Source organism: Streptomyces alkaliterrae (assembly GCF_007097205.2).
Classification (GTDB): domain Bacteria; phylum Actinomycetota; class Actinomycetes; order Streptomycetales; family Streptomycetaceae; genus Streptomyces; species Streptomyces alkaliterrae.
This window is the reverse complement of the sequence record NZ_VJYK02000117.1, coordinates 1-16205: the sequence shown is the minus strand read 5'-3', so window position 1 is coordinate 16205 and position 16205 is coordinate 1. Positions and strand designations below refer to the sequence as shown.

The window sequence follows — 16205 nt, the reverse complement described above, 5'->3', positions numbered from 1 at the left end:
CCCCCGAGGGCACCCCCTCCGGGAGCGCCGACCCGGACGACGGCAAACCGGCCGGCGAACCGGCCGGCAAACCGTCCGGCAAGCAGAAGGACGGCGGCCAGGACCCCGACGAGACGGCGAGCGGCGACGACAAGCCCGGCGCCACCGCGCCGCAAGGTGCCGCCACCTCGGCCCCGTCCTCCCCTGCCGGGTCCGAACCGGCCGCGTCCACCGACCCGGCCACCGATCCCGCGCTCGCCCCCCGCCCACTGCGGGACATCGGCGACGCCGCCTACCTCAACGACCGACTCGTCACCGCCGACGCGGGCCTGCACCGGGACATCACCGTCGTCTTCCGCACCGGGAACGTCCTTGTGACCGTCGAGTACAACGAGTGGTCCAACGACAAGCGCCGCACTCCGGGCAGCGAGGAGCTACAGGAGAAGGCCCAGAAGCTCGCCAAGCAGCTCGCCGCGCGCCTCGACAGCTGACCCGACCGAAAGCGAAGAACAGTGAACGACTCCCTCCGAACCGCCAACCGAGATTCCGTCGCCGCCGACGCCGCCCCGCTCACGTCGACGGGCGCGCGCCGCGGGCTGCTCGCCCGGCGCCCGGTCCGCGCCCTCGCCGCACTCGCCGTCCCGGTGGTGTTCCTGGCGGCGTGCTCCGGCTCCGAGGGCTCGAAGGAGGCCGCGCCGGACGACAAGGCCGCCGGCGCCTCCGCCGGCCCGTCGGCCGAGCCCAAGCCGGAGCCGGTCGCCCACAAGACGCTGCCGAAGCCGTGCGACACGCTCTCCGAGAAGACGGTCAAGGCCGTCGTCCCGGGCGCCAAGTCCGGCAAGGCACTCAACTCCGAGGACCAGGACAGCTACGGCACCTGCCTGTGGACGGGCCTGGACGAGTACGACTATCGCGCGCTTTCCGTGGCCCTGCGCCGCTTCGACTCCGACGTCACGCTGGGCAGCGGCGCCAAGCGCGCCGCCGAGCACGCCGGGAAGCAGCGCGACGCCATCGCCGCGAACGACGAGAACAAGAACGTCGAGGAGTCCGAGCTGGCCGGCGTGGGCGACTCCGCCACCGGCATCGCCTACGAGACGAAGAAGAAGGACGGCAAGAAGTCCGAGGACTACCGGGAGCACCGGGTCGTCGTGGTCAGCGACAACGTCGTGATCACCGTCGACTACTCCGGTGCCGGCTTCGAGGACGCCAAGACGCCCAGCGCCGACAAGGTCCGCGGAGGTGCCGAGAAGGCCGCCAAGGAAGCCCTCGCCGCCCTGAAGTAGCCCGCTCCCCCGGCCCGCCACCAGGCCACCGGCCCAAGCCGGCCGCGAAGCTCCGGCCGGCGGCCGGCCCGGCCGCCGACGAGCGGGTGGCAGGGCCGGACGACACACCTGTCAGGGCCCATCGGCCTCCTACCGGCGCCCGGCTTCTCCCCTATCGTCGTAGATCGCAGACACGCGCTACGAGTGACGGGCGGCCGCCATGGAGTTGCACGACTTCCCGCTCATCGCCGCCGTCCTGGCAGTGGCGGCCGTCGCCGGTCTGGTGGCCACCCGGCTGCGCCAGCCGCTGATCGTGGCGTTCATCGGCGTCGGCATCCTGGTCGGCCCGGCGGGAACGGGCTGGATGACGGCGCAGGACACGGTCGAGATCCTTGCCCGGCTGGGCATCGCCGTCCTGCTGTTCCTCGTGGGGCTCCGCCTCGACCTGCACCTGATCCGCACCACCGGCCCGGTCGCGCTCGCCACCGGACTCGGTCAGGTGCTGTTCACCTCGGTCATGGGGTTCCTGATCGCCATCGCGCTGGGCGTCGACACTGTCCCCGCCCTGTACATCGCGGTCGCCCTCACGTTCTCCTCGACGATCATCATCGTCAAGCTCCTCTCGGACAAACGCGAACTGGAGCAGCTCCACGGCCGCATCGCGGTCGGCTTCCTCATCGTCCAGGACATCGTCGTGGTCCTGGTGATGATCGTGCTCACCGCGTTCGGCCAGCGGACCGGCGACGACGTCGTGCTGGACGTCGCGGGGGTCCTGGCCAAGGGGATCGGTCTGCTGGTGGGGATCGGCCTCCTCATGCGATTCGTGCTGCCCTGGCTGCTGCACCAGGTCGCCCGCTCCCAGGAACTGCTCGTGCTCTTCGGCGTGGCCTACGCGGTGTCCGTGGCCGCGTTCAGCGACTGGCTCGGGTTCAGCTCCGAGGTCGGCGCGTTCCTGGCCGGCGTCTCGCTCGCCAGCACCTCCTACCGGGACGCGCTCGGCGCCCGGTTGACCAGCCTCCGCGACTTCCTCCTGCTGTTCTTCTTCCTCGAGCTGGGCACCGCGCTCGACTTCACCGACGCGACCGAGCAGTTGGGTACCGCCCTCGTCTTCTCGCTCTTCGTGCTGGTCGGCAACCCGTTGATCGTCGTACTCATCATGGTGGTGATGCGATACCCGGTCCGGGTCGGCTTCCTCGCCGGACTCACCGTCGCCCAGATCTCCGAGTTCTCCCTCATCCTCGCCGCCCTCGGCCTGAGCCTCGGTCACATCACCAACGCCACGGTCAGCCTGATCACCGTCGTCGGGCTGATCACGATCGGCTGCTCCACCTATCTGATCCTCTACTCCCACCAGATCTTCCGCCGGCTCGAACCGTGGTTGTCCCGCCTCGAACGCACCGGCAGCCGAAAGGCCGAACAGCCGGAACCCGACGCCGAGGTGGACGTCATCCTCTACGGCCTGGGACGGTTCGGCGGACAGCTGGCCGAACGGCTCACCGAAGCCGGGCACCGGGTCCTCGCCGTCGACTTCGACCCCCACCGTGTCTCGACCTACGACCGGCCAGGCGTCACCGCCGTCTTCGGCAGCGCCGAGGACGTGCACTTCCTGGAGACCCTCCCTCTCGGCCACGCCCGGTGCGTCGTCAGCACCCTTCCCCTCGCCGAGGCGAGCAAAGCCCTCGTGCACGGCCTGCGCCACCACCAGTACGGCGGCAAGATCGCGCTCACGGCCCGCACCCACCGAGCCGGGGAGGAACTGCGGTCCGTCGGCGCCGACCTGGTCCTCGAGCCGTACACCCTCGCCGCGTCGGCCTCGCTGCACGCCCTCGACGACGTTCTCCGCCCTCGCGACGGGAGCTGACCTGCGGCGTTCCGGGCGTCCCCGGCCCCGGCCGGACATGCACGCGACAGGTATGCCAGGCTGGGCGCCGCTCGAACGGGTGAGCGGACGGAGAGGGAGGCCCGCCGATGGCCAGGACGGAACTGACCAGGACCCACCGCGTCCTCGTCGGGGTGGTCGTCGTCGGCGCGCTGGTGATCGCCGCCATCGGCTTCGCAGGCTCCTACACCGCCGTCCGCGACCTCGCCGAGGAGAAGGGCTTCGGCGCCTTCGCCCCCTACTTCCCCATCGGCATCGACGCCGGCATCGTCGTCCTGCTCTCCCTGTTCCCTGTCAAGTTCTTCTGTTCAGCTTCTCACCTCTCCGTGAGCACCGCTTCCGTACCATGACTGGCAACAGCCGTGAGGCTCGTTCGGGCGGCGCGCTCCCGGGAACCACCTACTCGGGGAACTCAGGAGCGCCGCTCGACGGTCGGCCCAAGACAGATCACGCGTATCGGTACTTGCTCGGGGGGTCCCTACAACACGACATCCATCCGTAGGACTGCCATCTGACCGCTTATGCCGATGGCGGTTCGTCCTGAGCCACCTGTCCACTGCCATTCACCCACATGAGATCCAGGGTCCGGTTCATAACCTGCAGCGCAAGCGACAGAGACTCCTCATCTTCAACGACACTAAAGACTTCGTCGATCTTTCGGCGGACGAGTAGCTTCTCGTCTGCCGTCTGATCGATCTTCGCAGCATGGAGCGTTTCCTGAAGCTGCTTGAAGGCAGAAAGGACGGACTCGACCTTCTCCTTCGGATCACCGGCCGCAAATTGTAGATCGGCATACCGTCTGACCCACCAGACAGGACCAAGCGCCGGGTCCGTGAGACGCTCGAGTAGTAGCTCGAGCTCAACTGTTTCGCGTGCGTGTGCTGACCGTAGAGCCGTCTCTCCATCGGCTCGCTGCAGCGCCATCTCTCTTGTCGGCTTGGAGATGTGAACTCGTACGCGCCCTTCCACTCGGAGTCGCTTTTCATGATCCCAAAGGTCCTGGCTGAGCACGGAGTTCATGGCATCCTCTGCGGCGGTAGACTGCAGCAGAGGGTATGTGCGGGCCACGCTCCCCAACTCTTCCCTGATGAGGTGCCGGGCCAGTGCGCCCGGGGCAAGGGGTCGAGGGGCAGGAGAGTCAAGGTTTAGCCGCCATCGGTATCGAATGACGGCACGATAATACAGCCCGTGATCTTTGCTTTCCAGGGATGCGGAGAAGGAGCGGCGATCAGCAATTCGCCGCTCCTTCAGCCAATTGAGGAGCCTGATCATTGCGTTGCGGGAGCCACCTCAGTCGGGTTCTGAGGGCGCTGTTCTGCCGGTTCAGCTCCGGATGCCTCAGCAAGGGGATCGTGCTCCGCCTCGACATTCTGGAGGAAATCACTGAAAAGCGCGTCAATCAGGGCATCCTGCAGCGGCCCCTTGGCCTTGACGATGGCCTTGATGAAGGGGCCAGAGATCCCCAGAGAACCACCAAGCCTGATGATGAGATCGACCACAGGCTGCTGCGGCAGGCGGTCGGTTTCCGCGCCCTCGCGCCAGCTCAGCAGAGCTTTTTGAGCATGGACAGGGTCATCGCCGTGTTGGAAGACATGCTGCCAGGCTTCAAACACGCGCTGCCGTATCGCTTCACCTGCTTCTCCAGGCTTTGTGAGTGCCACCACAAGCGGAGAGTCCTCCAACTGGCCCGCTGTCGAAGGAACACTGAAGACGTCGAAGAAGACCTCTTGATCCGTTCCTATCCGCTTTCCGGCGTTCATGATCCAGGTGACGACGGTGTCGACCACTAGGGGTGCGAGGTCGTCATCAACCGCCAGCCCACGCACGGCATTTATAGCTGCCTTCCGCGCCTCGTCAGTGCCTGATGAGTTGAGGATGTAGCGTGCCCGGGTCAGTGCCTGGCTGGGATAGGCGCTCCCGAATGCGCCAGAACAAGCGCGGGCGGCAGCACACTGCCGTGCCGGCGACGACTTCCCACCTGCCCACGTGGCCAGTTCGGCTCGCACCTGGCTTCCAAGGGCAGGGTGCACGGCGAGTTCGGACAGGAGATCACCAACCAGGTTCTGTTGCTGCTTTCCTCCGTCGCGGAGCCATCCTTCTGCAAGATCGAAGATCGGGGTGACGCCGACGGTCCCCGCGAGCTGCGTCAGTGCTGTGGCGAGCGTGTCGAGGTGGTCCTTGGCCGGGCCCTGGCTGATGTCCCGCAGCCACTGCGTCAGCACTTCCTCGGTCAGCTGCCTGTGCTTCGTCCAGAGGTACCGCAGGATTGCCGGTCCTTGAGATTCGTGGACAAGAGAGGCAGCGCCGGTGTCCGCATCGAAGGACATTCCTGCCGGTTTGAGTCGCTTCGGCGCGTCCGGCATCGCAAGGAGCCCGCCCTCGCGCCTCGGAAAGCTGATCTTCGGCGCGGCAAGCAAGAGGTCTGCGCTGTTCAGCACGACCTCAGCGGGTGCCGTATTCAGAAAAGCACCCGCGATACGGACGGCCCTGGTCTCCACTCCTGCCGAGCCACCAACGAACCACTCCTCACTCAAGTGAGTTTCCCAGCCGCGATATTCCTCGAGCGCTTCCTCATCTGTGCTGCTCTTAGCGCTTTCGATGATCGACGCGAGCCGAACTGCCTCACCAGGAGCACAATCGTGCGGCAGGAGACCGTGGAACACGCTCTCCTCGTCGTCGATCCACCCGGAGCGATCTTGCGTCCCCTGGCCACTTTCCAGGTACTTCTTGACGACGGCTGTGGGCCCAGGGCGCTCGAGCTCCACCACGAGGATCTCAGGGCGGGGCCCGCTAGCTCGCGCCCGAGACCAGGAGACATTCGTCGCGATGATGACCATGCAACTGCCTGCTTTGCGCAAGGTAGATGCGTAGGTCGCGAGGCCACTGAAGAAGGCCTCAGGAAGCGGCTGTGTGACACCACGCAGGTTGAGAAGATAGCCGGCACCGCGCTCCTCAGGCAGGCATGCCACATCCGGTTCGTCCCAGTCGGGAAGCAGTTCGGATATCCGATTGGTCGCAACGCCCGAATCCGCAAGCAGCCGGAGCCCAGCGGACCTGCAGCCGTACTCGTCGGCTGCGAGCAGGACCACGATGTGGACATTAGCCGTTCCTCCGAAGTGTGGACGTACGGCTTGCGCGGCCTTGTCGAAGTTGTGGCCCGGGCTCACGAAACGGTTCGCCGGCATCAGCTTATCCGGATCGACCGGGCGAGGTCGGAGATGTCGCAGTCCGGTGAGGTAGTTCGTGATGTTGGTGTCCCGGCCAGAGATGTTCAGGTCGCCGAGGACGACGTTGTCGTTGACGTCCTGCCTCCCCGCAGACTCGGCCGGAGGTTGAGTCGACGCAGACATCAGCGACCGCCTCCGAAGTTGTTGTCACGTCCCGCCACGTTGATGCTGCCGCGTACGCGGTTCCTGGTCACCGTCTGCTGCTGGATCATCGGAGTCTCCACGCCTTGCGCCTTCAGACCATCGATGAGTTCTTGGAGAGCTTCCGGCTGATCACCGACACAGGAGGTCAGAATGTCGCGCACCGGTGCTTGCACGCCCTCGGCCATGAGCGGCCGCTTGTCGGGCTCGACAGCCGCTACCGCTTGTTCCAGAGAATCCAATCGAGCCAGCACCTGCGCCTCATCCTCCGTCCCCTCGCCTCGACGGCGACGGAAGATGTCGATGAAGGTGCTTCGGGCGTATTGCCAGGCTGGGGTGCCCATGGCTCCCCCCATGGCAGCAGTGGCCGTGAGTAGAAGATCGGTTGGTGTCGACACGGCAACCCCCTGTTTTCGACCAGCTCGCCCCATGGTGTTGTTGAGTCTGCTGGTAACCGCAACGTGACTGAGAATGATATGACCGTGGTGCTGGCGGCGTCCGCTGGGCCCGCACGTTGGCTGAATCCCGTCGCGATCCGGAACCCGGCTCGAGCCGCGGGCAGCGGGCCGCGCCCGTCCCCGAGCCAGAGCCCGAACGGCAGCCCGAGGTGGAACCACAGCCGTAGCCCCAAACTGGAGCCCTATCCCCGTTTCACCGTGCCGGACGGGCCCGGCGAGCGGCGGCTTCAGTCTCTTCAGCCCCTTGGGTCCGGGCAGGAATGCGCGGAGGGTCCCCGCGAGGAATGCGGGGACCCTCTGATGTCCGTGCGCCGGGTGGGCTGGGGCCAGCGGGGTGTCGGTCAGTGCTCGCCGAGCAGGCGGGTGACTTCGCGGGCGGCGAGGTCCAGGGCCTCGTTCAGGGCCTGTGGGCGGCGTCCTCCGGCGCTGGCGAGGGGACCGCGGCCTCCGGAGCCGCCGCCGACCACTCGGGCGGCCTGGGCGAGGATCTGGCTGGCCTGGGTGCCACTCTGGTGGAGGTCGGGCGAGATCGCGGCGGCGAGGAGGGCTTTGCCGTCGTGCTCGGCGCCCAGGACCACGGCGGCCGGACCGTGGCTGAGCCGCGCGAGGGTGTCGGCGGCGAGGCCGCGCAGTTCGTCCGGGGCGACGCCGGTGACGGGCTGGGCGACCATCTGGCCGCGGCCTGTCCGCTGGGCCTGAGCGGCGAGGAGTCTGGCCTGGTGGCGCAGTTCGCTGGCTCGGAGCCGGGCTAGCTGCCGCTGGGCGGTGGTCAGGGCATCCAGGCGCTTGCGCAGGGCGTCGGGGGCGTCCGTGGGGCGGGTGCCGAGCAGGTCGGCGAGTTCGTTCAGCAGCCGCCGTTCGGTGTCGAGGCGGCGGAGGGTGCCGTGGCCGGTGAGGGCTTCGACGCGGCGGAGGTTGGAGCCGATCGAGGATTCGCTGAGCAGGCGGAAGGCGCCGACTTGGGAGCCGTGGGCGACGTGGGTGCCGCCGCAGAGCTCGCGGGAGAAGTCTCCGATGTCGACGATGCGGACGGTGTCGCCGTACTTCTCTCCGAAGAGCGCGATGGCTCCGGCGGCTTCGGCCTCGGCGCGGTCGGCGTGCCAGGCCCGCACTTCCGGGTCGTCGAGGACGTGGCTGTTGACGGCGGTCTCGATCTGGTGGAGCTGGCCGGGGGTGAGGGCGGTGAAGTGCGCGAAGTCGAAGCGGAGCCGGTCGGGCTCGACAAGGGAGCCTTGCTGGCGGGCGTGATCGCCGAGGGTGGCCATGACGACGGCGTGGAGGATGTGGGTGGCCGAGTGCGACCGCATCAGGCCGGCCCGGCGCTCGGCGTCCACGACGGCTTCGCCACTGGCGCCGGTGTGGAGCTCGCCCTGAAGGACGTGGGCGGTGTGGACGCGGAAGCCTTCCAGGCCGTAGCGGGTGTCGGTGATCTTGAGGACGGTGCCGTCGTGCAGGGTCAGGGTGCCTGTGTCGCCGATCTGTCCGCCGGCCTCGGCATAGAACGGCGACCGGTCGAGCACCAGCTCGACCTCGGCCCCTTCGCCTGCGGTGGTGACGACGGTGCCGCCGGAGATGAGGCCGGTGACGGTGGCCTCGGCGGTCAGGTGGTCGTAGCCGAGGAAGTCGGTCCTGGGCAGGCGGGCGGACAGTTCGCGGTAGGTGTCCATCTTCTTGAGGGCCTCGGCGGTCTTGGCCTTGCCGCCGGCCTTCGCGCGCTTCCTCTGCTCGTCCAGCAGCGCGGCGAACCGCTCCTCGTCGACGGTCAGCCCGGCGTCGCGGGCGGCCTCGACCGTCAGCTCCAAGGGGAAGCCGTAGGTGTCGGCGAGCTCGAAGGCGGTCTCGCCGGGCAGGGCGGCCGAGCCGCTGTGCTGGGTGCGGCTGATCGCGGCGTCCAGCAGCCTGGTGCCCTGGGCCAGGGTGCGGGTGAAGGACTCCTCCTCGGCGGTGACGACCTGCTCGATCAGCGCGGCCTGGGCCGTCAGCTCCGGCCAGACATCCCCGAGGTTGCCGATCACCGAGGCGGTCGTGGCAGGCAGGACGGGCCCGTCGATGCCGAGCAGACGCGCGTGGCGGATCGCGCGGCGCATCAGGCGCCGCAGGATGTAGCCGCGGCCGTCCTTCGCGGGCAGGACGCCGTCGGCGATGAGGAAGGCGATGGAGCGGGCGTGCTCGGTGACGACCTGGAAGGACACCTTCTCCTCGCCCTCGGTGGGGCAGGCCCGTCCGGCGAGGTCTTGGACGGTGTGGAAGGTGGGCAGCAGCAGGTCGCTGGTGCAGACATTCTGGGCGTCCTGGAGGATCGCGGCGAGCCGGTCCAGGCCGAGGCCGGTGTCGACGCCCTTGCGGTCGAGCTCGCCGAGGATGGGGAAGTTGCCCTTCTTGTCGCCCTCGCCGCGCTGGAACTGCATGAAGACCAGGTTCCAGATCTCGACGTAGCGTTCGCCGTCGATGGCGGGGCCGCCCTCCTTGCCGAAGGCGGGGCCGCGGTCGTAGTTGACCTCCGAGCAGGGCCCGCAGGGGCCGGGGACGCCCATGGACCAGTAGTTGTCCTCCATGCCCAGGCGCTGGATGCGGCTCGCGGGGACGCCGATGCGGCGCCAGATGTGCTCGGCCTCGTCGTCGTCCTTGAAGACGGTGATCCAGAGCTTGTCCTTCTCCAGCCCGTAGCCCTGGGTGAGCAGTTCCCAGGCGAAGGCGCAGGCGTCTTCCTTGAAGTAGTCGCCGAAGGAGAAGTTGCCCATCATCTCGAAGAACGTCGCGTGCCGGTTGGTGCGGCCGACGTTGTCGATGTCGGAGGTGCGGGCGCACTTCTGGATGCTGGTGGCGCGGGGGAATGGCGGGGGCATCTCACCCAGGAAGTAGGGCTTGAACTGGTTCATCCCGGCGTTGGCCAGCAGCAGGGTCGGGTCGTCCGGGATCAGCGGGCTGGACGGGACCAGCTGGTGGCCGCGGGAGGTGAAGAAATCGGTGAACGTCTGACGGATCTGCGTCGAGCGCATGGCGGAATGGCCTCACGGAAGAGTCACGGAAGGTGGGAGGGGAGATCACACGCCGAGCCGGGCCGAGAACAGGGACTGAGAGAGTTCTCAGTTCTCCAGCTCGACGCAGATAGCTCGCGCCCCCATGGGCCGCACCTTGACTCCAGATCCGTTGATCACATCGGTGGTGCAGCAGACCACCAGAGCTGCTGTTCTGGTCTGCTGCACCACCGACTGTAGCGGGTCCGGAGTCAAGATCGCTTAGCGTGTGGGTGTCGTCGCCGTCAGCACCGCCTGTGGGCAGGCGGCGTATCGGGCCAGATCAGGCCCGATGACCGCCGGGTCATCCAGGACGACCGCGGCTCCGGCCGCCTTGAGGGCGGCGGGTCCGGCCCAGCCCCAGGCGGCCCCCAGCGGGGTGATCCCTGCCGCGCGGGCTGCCCTGATGTCCCCGGCGGTGTCGCCGAGGAACACCGCTTGGATGGGGGAGGCGCCGAGCTTGCCCAGGGCGAGTAGGAGCCCGTCGGGGGACGGCTTGGGTTCGGCGTCCTCGCGGCAGACGGTGACGTCCAGCAGCGCGAGGACGGCCGGCGGCAGCAGCCAGGACAGCCGGGTGCGGGGCTGCAGGGTGACCAGGCCCGTCGCCATCCCGGTGTCCTTGATCGCCATCAGCCCCTCCAGCACCCCAGGGAACACGGCGGTGCGGGAGGCGGCGGCCAGGGCCGGATCCCACCAGATCTCGCAGAGCTCGTCCGGCGCGGGGACGCCGAGCCTGGTCAGCACCTCGACCCGCGGCGTCGTCAGCGCGTCCGCCGGGAGGTCGGCGACGGTGACCCGGCGGCCGAGGGAGGCGGTCGCAACACCAGCGAGGGTGGACAGCGTGGCCTCCTGGCTGTCCAGCAGGACCCCGTCCATGTCGAACAGCACCACCGGCGTCATGAGCGGGCCTCCGCCGGACTCGCAAGGTCGCTTTCGGTCAGCAGAGACCGGAGTGTCATTTTCTGTTCCTCCAGCAGCAGCCGGCCGCCGAGCGGCCGTTCCAGCACGCAGAGCGCGTCGGTGACCTCGGCGCCGGCCTTGCGCAGGATGCGGGCCATGCCCGCCAGCTGGCCGCCGGAGCGGACCACGTCGTCGACCAGGACGACCCGCCGCCCCTCGATGCTGGTGCCCTCGATCTGCCGCTTGGAGCCGTAGCGCTTGGGCAGCCGCCGCAGGAACGCGGCCGGCAGCCCCGTCGCGGCCGACAGAGCGATGACCAGCGGGACGCCGCCCAGCTCGATCCCGGCCAGCACCTTCGCGTCCTCGGGGACGAGGGCGGCCATCGCGTCGGCGACGTCATGCAGCAGCTGCGGGTCGGCGGCCAGGCGGTACTCGTCGAAGTACGAGTCCAGCACCTGCCCGTCGGCCAGCGTGAACGCGTCGGTGACGCAGGCCGCCTCAGCGATCCGGACCGCCAGGGCACTCGCGGTAGTGACCTTCATGCGTCTGCCTCCGTCCCGTCAGTCCCGTTGGTCAGACGGTGGAGCTGGGTGGCGAACATCGCCGCCGACGCGATCGAGGTGAGGAAGCCCAGCGGCCGGGTGGGCGTCTCGAACAGCCACCTCTCCCGCCGCAGGAAGGACAGCAGCCCGAGCGCGGTGGGGCCGGTGATCCAGACCGGGACGGGCCGGATGTTGCCCGCGTAGTAGAGGGCGGCGGTCAGCTCGTGCAGGGTGCCGACCCCGCCGCCCATTGCCACCACGAGATCGGCCGCATCCAGGTAGTGGTTGAGGCGGGCGCCGAGGTCGGGCAGGTGGACCTCGGCGGTGACGTACTCGTTGAAGCCGCCCCACTCGGCGTGCTTGTCCGCCAGGGTGACGGCGGTGACCGTGCCGCCCTTGGCCGCGGCCCCGCGGGCGGCGGCCTCCATCAGCCCGTTGTAGCCGCCGTGCAGCAGCGTGAACCCGGCCGCCGCGAGGGCCATTCCGACTTCCTCGGCGAGCCGTTCCTCGTCCGGGGAGGCGGGGACGACCCCTCCGAAGAACACCGCCGTCTTCTGCCGACCCTGGGCCCCGTCCTGGCCGGAGGCCGGGGCGGGAAGGCGGCGGGCGGGGGGCTTCACGCCAGCTCCAGGTAGGTGCGGTAGGCGGTGATCGCGTCCGCGAGACCGTCCAGGGCGTTCGGGCAGGCCCGCTCGGTGAGCGCGAGCACCCGGTCCAGGGCGGCGTTGACGTCGGCGGCCGTGGGGACGGCCGGGGAGGTGATCGCCGCGTCCAGGTCCGCGAGGCAGGTCCGGCCGATCGGGGTGAGCGCGAGCTCCTCCCGCAGCTGATACCAGCCCCAGAACCGTGAGGCCAGCGCGAGCGCGGTCTTGATCAGGTCCTTCGTCGCGGTGTGCAGCATGTGCCACTCGGCGTAGGCGACGAACTTCTGACCGCGCTGGATGCGCTTGTGCAGCAGCACCGCCAACACCAGGTGCTCGATCAGCAGCTCGGTGCACGACTTCGGCCGGGCCGCCAGCTTGGCGACGTGAGTCTCGGCCTGTTCGATCTGTGTGGTGGTGATCTCCGTCGGCGGCCGGTCCAGCAGCACCTTGCCGGACACCTTGCGGCGGACCGTGGTGATCTGTGAGGCGGGGGCGAGATAGAGGTCGACCTGCTGGAGCTTGCCCTCGTGCTGGACGAGGAAGACGAAGCCGATGCCGCCCAGGTCCGCGACGATGGTGTCGCGCCAGCCTGGCAGCAGGGCCCCGCCCGCGACAGTCATCAGGTCGTCCAGGGCCGCGGTGAAGGCGGGCAGGTCGCGGTCGTGGACGCCGACGACGAAGTCGACGTCCGAGAGCCGGTCGGCGGTGCCGGAGGCGAGCGAGCCGCGGACCAGCAGGTGGGTGACCGCCGCCGAGGCGGACAGCAGCTCGGCGATGCGGGTCAGCAGCGGCAGCTGGGCGGGCCGGTTGGCCTCGGTGAGTTCGGCCAGCTGCAGTTCGGCCGGGGCCAGGGACAGAGCGGTGGGCATCAGCGGGTGTCCTTCCGGGCTGGGGGTTGCGCGGACAGGGGCGAAGGGTGCGGACGGTGTCACGAGGCGAGGGCCAGGAGCTTGGCCTTCGCGGCCGTCCAGCGCGTGCTGGCCTCGCTGTCGCCGAGCGCGGTGTGCAGGCTCGCGATCAGGTCGTAGGCGGTGCCCTCCGGGAGGTCGAAGGAATAGAACAGCCGCAGCAGCATCTGTTCGGCGGCGCCGGTGTAGCCGAGGTCGGCCAGGCGGCGGGCAGCGGCGAGGCGTTCGGCCAGATCCGCCTCCGACGCGGCCGGCAGCCGGTCTGCCGTCGGCTCCTTGGCGCGGTTGGCGAGGCGTGTGTAGGCGTCGTCGGCGTAGACGTCCGCGATCAGGTGGATCCGGTCCGGGCCGAGCAGGTTGCAGACCCCGTGCGCGTAGGTCGGGGTCAGCCGCCAGATCCGCCCGCCGCCCATGTGGACCTTGGTGCCGCCGGTGACCAGGAACGCGGAGGAGTTGGTGTGCAGCGGGATGTGCAGCCGGTGGCGCTCGACCTGGTCGAGCTCGTCGTAGTCGCGGTGTTCCCAGAGGAACGCGTTCGCCTCCAGCCGGGCCAGCCGTACCCACATGTAGTTCAGGCCCAGCTCCGCGAGCAGGCCGGCGGTGGCGGGCATGTGCCCCAGCAGAGCGGTGGGCCGGGCGGTGCAGTCTCCGATCCTCACGTCCCCGGCTTCCCCGGAGGCGTTCATCAGCGACGTCGTCCACCAGCCGCCGGACTGGAACTCGCCGTACTCGGCCTTCCAGGGAGCCGGGGCGGTCAGGGCCTCGTGCCGCATCCGCTCGATCAACTGCCCGTCCAGCTTCTCCAGCTGGACGATCTGCCCGGACAGGGCCGCGGTCGGTTGTGCGTCTTCCATGGGGTCCCTCTCGATCTCTCCGCTCCGGGCCGGGCCGGGAGCATGTGGACGGGGGTGGAAGGCGCGACGCGTCCGGCCGGATGCCCCTTGATCCAACCGAAGAAGGAGCCGTGGATGCCGGGGTCCGTCGGCCGGACGCGGCGCCGGGATCCAGAGTGATCGACCGGCGTTGTCGCAGGTAGTGAGAGGTGCCCGCCCCTCGTGGGCGGTGCGGCCGCCCGCGCAGGGCGACCGTCCCGCCCCCCGGCGGGGGTTTGATCGCCTCCCCAGGCAGGCAAGCAATCTTCGGCAGCACGGGCGGGCGGCGCATCCGGCGTCGAGCCGGTGCCAGGCGGGGAGGCAGCCGTGAGCAACCAGGCGACCAAGCAGTCCCAAGCGGTGCACCACATCTCCTGCGGGAAGGCCCTGCGGGAACGCGCCCTCGGCCAGGCAGGCTCACCCGACCCTGCGCCGGTGACGCTCGTCGCCGAGATCGCCGGGCAGATCGCGGAGCACTGCGGGCACCGGCTCCTCAAGTGCCGCCGCCTGGCCATGGGGTGGACCGTCGCCCAGGCCGTCGCCGCCGCCCACCAGCTCGTCGAGGACGAGAACCTGGCCAAGGTCGGCCTGTCCGAACGCTCCTGGAAGGACTGGGAAGCGGGCGGCCTGCCCAGCCCCGACTACCAGGACCTGCTGTGCCGCCTGTTCGCCACCAACCCCGTCGGCCTCGGCTTCGCTCACGACTATTCACCCCCCAAGGCGGAGGAGAACAGTCCGCTTTGGAGTGCGGGGCCGGGCGATGGAACACTTCCCGAAGGAGAAACGGCCCGCACCGGCGCGGGCTCGTGGACCTTCACGGAGGTGGAGGAGACGAAACGTCGCGACGCGGTGAAGCTCGCCGGACTGGCCATGGCCTCCCCAGCCGCCGCAGCACAGATCCTTCAACAGGCCGCCGCCGAGGCCATGGAGTTCACCCAGCAAGCGGAGGCGACCTCGCTCGGCTCCGGCACCCTGGATCACCTCGACCTTGCCGTCACCGAGTTCAACCACGCGTACTCACTCAAACCGCCGGCGGCCGTCTTCGACGCGGTGCTGGACTACCGCCGCAAGGTCGACGCCCTCCTCAAGGGCAGACACACCCACCGGCAGGAACGCGAGCTGCTGGCGTTCGCCGGATGGATGTCCGAACTGCTGGCCTGGCTCGCCCACGACCTCGGCGACGCCCGCACCGGCCTCGCCTTCGCCACCGACGCGTTCATCCACGGCCGGCAGGCCGGACACGGCCAGCTGTGCGGGTGGGCGATGGACGCCGCCGCCTCCATCAACCTGTATGAACAACGGCCCGACAGAGCCCGCCAGGCCGCCCTCAAGGGCCTGACCGAAGCACCCGCGGATCATCCTCTGACCGTGCGGCTGCATGCCCAGGCCGCCCGTGCCGCGGCGGCCGACGGCGACGCGGACGGCTTCACCACCGCCTTCCACGCCGCCGAGGACGCCTATCGGCTCCTGCCGCCCCGCTCACCCCGCCGGTTCGGCATGGACGTGCTGCCGCTGGCCAACTACGCGCTTACCTCCTATCCGGCCACCTCGTTCATCTGGCTCGGCCAGGCCGAGGAGGCCCGCCGACATGCCGAACACGCGCTGACGACCTATGAGTCGGCGCCCGCAGCATCCCGGTCGCCGAGCCGGGAGGCCATCGCCCGCATCGACCTCGCCATCGCCCATGCCCAACTCGGCGACCCCGACGACGCCGTCGCCCTCGGCCACCAAGCCCTCGACTCCGCCCGCGTCGTCGGCTCCGTCCTGGGCCGGGCCGGTGACCTCACCTCGTTCCTGACCCGCCGCTATCCCCGCCAGGCCGCCGTCGAGGGCCTTGCCGAACGGCTCACCGCCGCGGCCGCCGCCCGCTCGGCCCTGTCCGCCACCTCGACCGGAGCGTGAAGGAGAACGACGATGACCACCCAGCCGCCCACCCAGCACGCGCTCAACCTCCGCAAGCCCTACTTCGACCTGATCGCCACCGGATCCAAGACCATCGAGATCCGCGTCGGCTATCCCAAGATCCGCAAAATGGCCGCCGGCGACAACCTGCGGTTCACCTCCGGCGACCACACCCTTACCACCCGCATCACCGCCTTGAACGAGTACAAGTCTTTCGAGGCGATGCTGGACGCCGAGGACAACACCGCCATCGGCGAACCCGGCATGACCCGCGACCAGCTGCTGGCCGCCTGCCGCGACATCTACCCGCCCGAGAAGGAAGCCCTCGGCGTCATCGCCATCCACCTCCAGACGGACACGTGAGGCGATACGGCACCCTCCTCGAGCCGGGCGATTCGTGTGGGACCACTCAGCTGGTGATCGGGCGGAAGGGGAGGACGTTGTCCGGGGCATCGGCGGGAGGCGGCTCAGGGG

At 69.2% G+C, this 16205-nt stretch carries 13 protein-coding genes and 2 pseudogenes; 6 read left to right on the top strand and 9 right to left on the bottom strand.

All coding sequences use genetic code 11. The annotated features are described in order from the left end of the window. The 4 genes and pseudogenes from FNX44_RS28000 to FNX44_RS13280 all read left to right on the top strand — a co-directional run. A pseudogene (locus FNX44_RS28000) lies at positions 1-470 on the top strand (hypothetical protein); the annotation flags it as partial. 21 nt (positions 471-491) lie between these two features. Then, positions 492-1262: a DUF3558 domain-containing protein gene (locus FNX44_RS13290; RefSeq protein WP_143648296.1), complete on the top strand. Its 771-nt coding sequence runs from the start codon at positions 492-494 to the stop codon at positions 1260-1262. A gap of 199 nt (positions 1263-1461) precedes the next feature. Then, positions 1462-3102 carry a cation:proton antiporter gene (locus FNX44_RS13285; protein ID WP_143648294.1) on the top strand — a complete coding sequence of 547 codons (1641 nt, stop codon included), beginning with the start codon at positions 1462-1464 and terminating at the stop codon, positions 3100-3102. Between the two features lie 107 nt (positions 3103-3209). Continuing rightward, positions 3210-3407: pseudogene (locus tag FNX44_RS13280) on the top strand (DUF2637 domain-containing protein); the annotation flags it as partial. A gap of 232 nt (positions 3408-3639) precedes the next feature. Here the strand turns inward: FNX44_RS13280 and FNX44_RS13275 are convergent. The 9 genes from FNX44_RS13275 to FNX44_RS13235 all read right to left on the bottom strand — a co-directional run bounded on the left by FNX44_RS13275 (position 3640) and on the right by FNX44_RS13235 (position 13811). Further along, positions 3640-4131 carry a hypothetical protein gene (locus tag FNX44_RS13275; RefSeq protein WP_153507229.1) on the bottom strand — a complete coding sequence of 164 codons (492 nt, stop codon included), beginning with the start codon at positions 4129-4131 and terminating at the stop codon, positions 3640-3642. A 257-nt stretch (positions 4132-4388) separates the two neighbouring features. Then, positions 4389-6470: a hypothetical protein gene (locus tag FNX44_RS13270; protein ID WP_143648288.1), complete on the bottom strand. Its 2082-nt coding sequence runs from the start codon at positions 6468-6470 to the stop codon at positions 4389-4391. Then, positions 6470-6832: a hypothetical protein gene (locus tag FNX44_RS13265; protein ID WP_143648286.1), complete on the bottom strand. Its 363-nt coding sequence runs from the start codon at positions 6830-6832 to the stop codon at positions 6470-6472. Before FNX44_RS13265 ends, FNX44_RS13270 begins: the two co-directional genes overlap by 1 nt. A 455-nt stretch (positions 6833-7287) precedes the next feature. Continuing rightward, the gene (alaS, locus tag FNX44_RS13260) at positions 7288-9945 is read right to left on the bottom strand and encodes an alanine--tRNA ligase (protein WP_143648284.1); all 2658 of its coding nucleotides are present in this window, start codon (positions 9943-9945) and stop codon (positions 7288-7290) included. Between the two features lie 240 nt (positions 9946-10185). Next, on the bottom strand, positions 10186-10863 hold the full coding sequence (locus tag FNX44_RS13255; protein ID WP_153507228.1) for an HAD family hydrolase: 678 nt from the start codon (positions 10861-10863) through the stop codon (positions 10186-10188). Beyond that, positions 10860-11405 carry an orotate phosphoribosyltransferase gene (locus FNX44_RS13250; RefSeq protein WP_143648282.1) on the bottom strand — a complete coding sequence of 182 codons (546 nt, stop codon included), beginning with the start codon at positions 11403-11405 and terminating at the stop codon, positions 10860-10862. The genes FNX44_RS13255 and FNX44_RS13250 overlap by 4 nt, the downstream gene beginning before the upstream one ends. Next, complete coding sequence (locus FNX44_RS13245) at positions 11402-12025, bottom strand: SLOG cluster 4 domain-containing protein (RefSeq protein ID WP_143648281.1); 624 nt, start codon at positions 12023-12025, stop codon at positions 11402-11404. The genes FNX44_RS13250 and FNX44_RS13245 overlap by 4 nt, the downstream gene beginning before the upstream one ends. Next, on the bottom strand, positions 12022-12918 hold the full coding sequence (locus tag FNX44_RS13240; protein ID WP_143648279.1) for a hypothetical protein: 897 nt from the start codon (positions 12916-12918) through the stop codon (positions 12022-12024). The genes FNX44_RS13245 and FNX44_RS13240 overlap by 4 nt, the downstream gene beginning before the upstream one ends. Positions 12919-12977: 59 nt before the next feature. Continuing rightward, entirely contained in the window at positions 12978-13811 is an 834-nt protein-coding gene (locus FNX44_RS13235) for an aspartyl/asparaginyl beta-hydroxylase domain-containing protein (protein ID WP_143648277.1), read from the bottom strand. 345 nt (positions 13812-14156) lie between these two features. Here FNX44_RS13235 and FNX44_RS13230 point away from each other — a divergent pair, with 345 nt between their 5' ends. After that, the gene (locus tag FNX44_RS13230) at positions 14157-15731 is read left to right on the top strand and encodes a tetratricopeptide repeat protein (RefSeq protein WP_228449866.1); all 1575 of its coding nucleotides are present in this window, start codon (positions 14157-14159) and stop codon (positions 15729-15731) included. Positions 15732-15743: 12 nt separating this feature from the next. Next, the gene (locus FNX44_RS13225) at positions 15744-16094 is read left to right on the top strand and encodes an ASCH domain-containing protein (RefSeq protein ID WP_143648276.1); all 351 of its coding nucleotides are present in this window, start codon (positions 15744-15746) and stop codon (positions 16092-16094) included. Positions 16095-16205 lie beyond the last annotated feature (111 nt).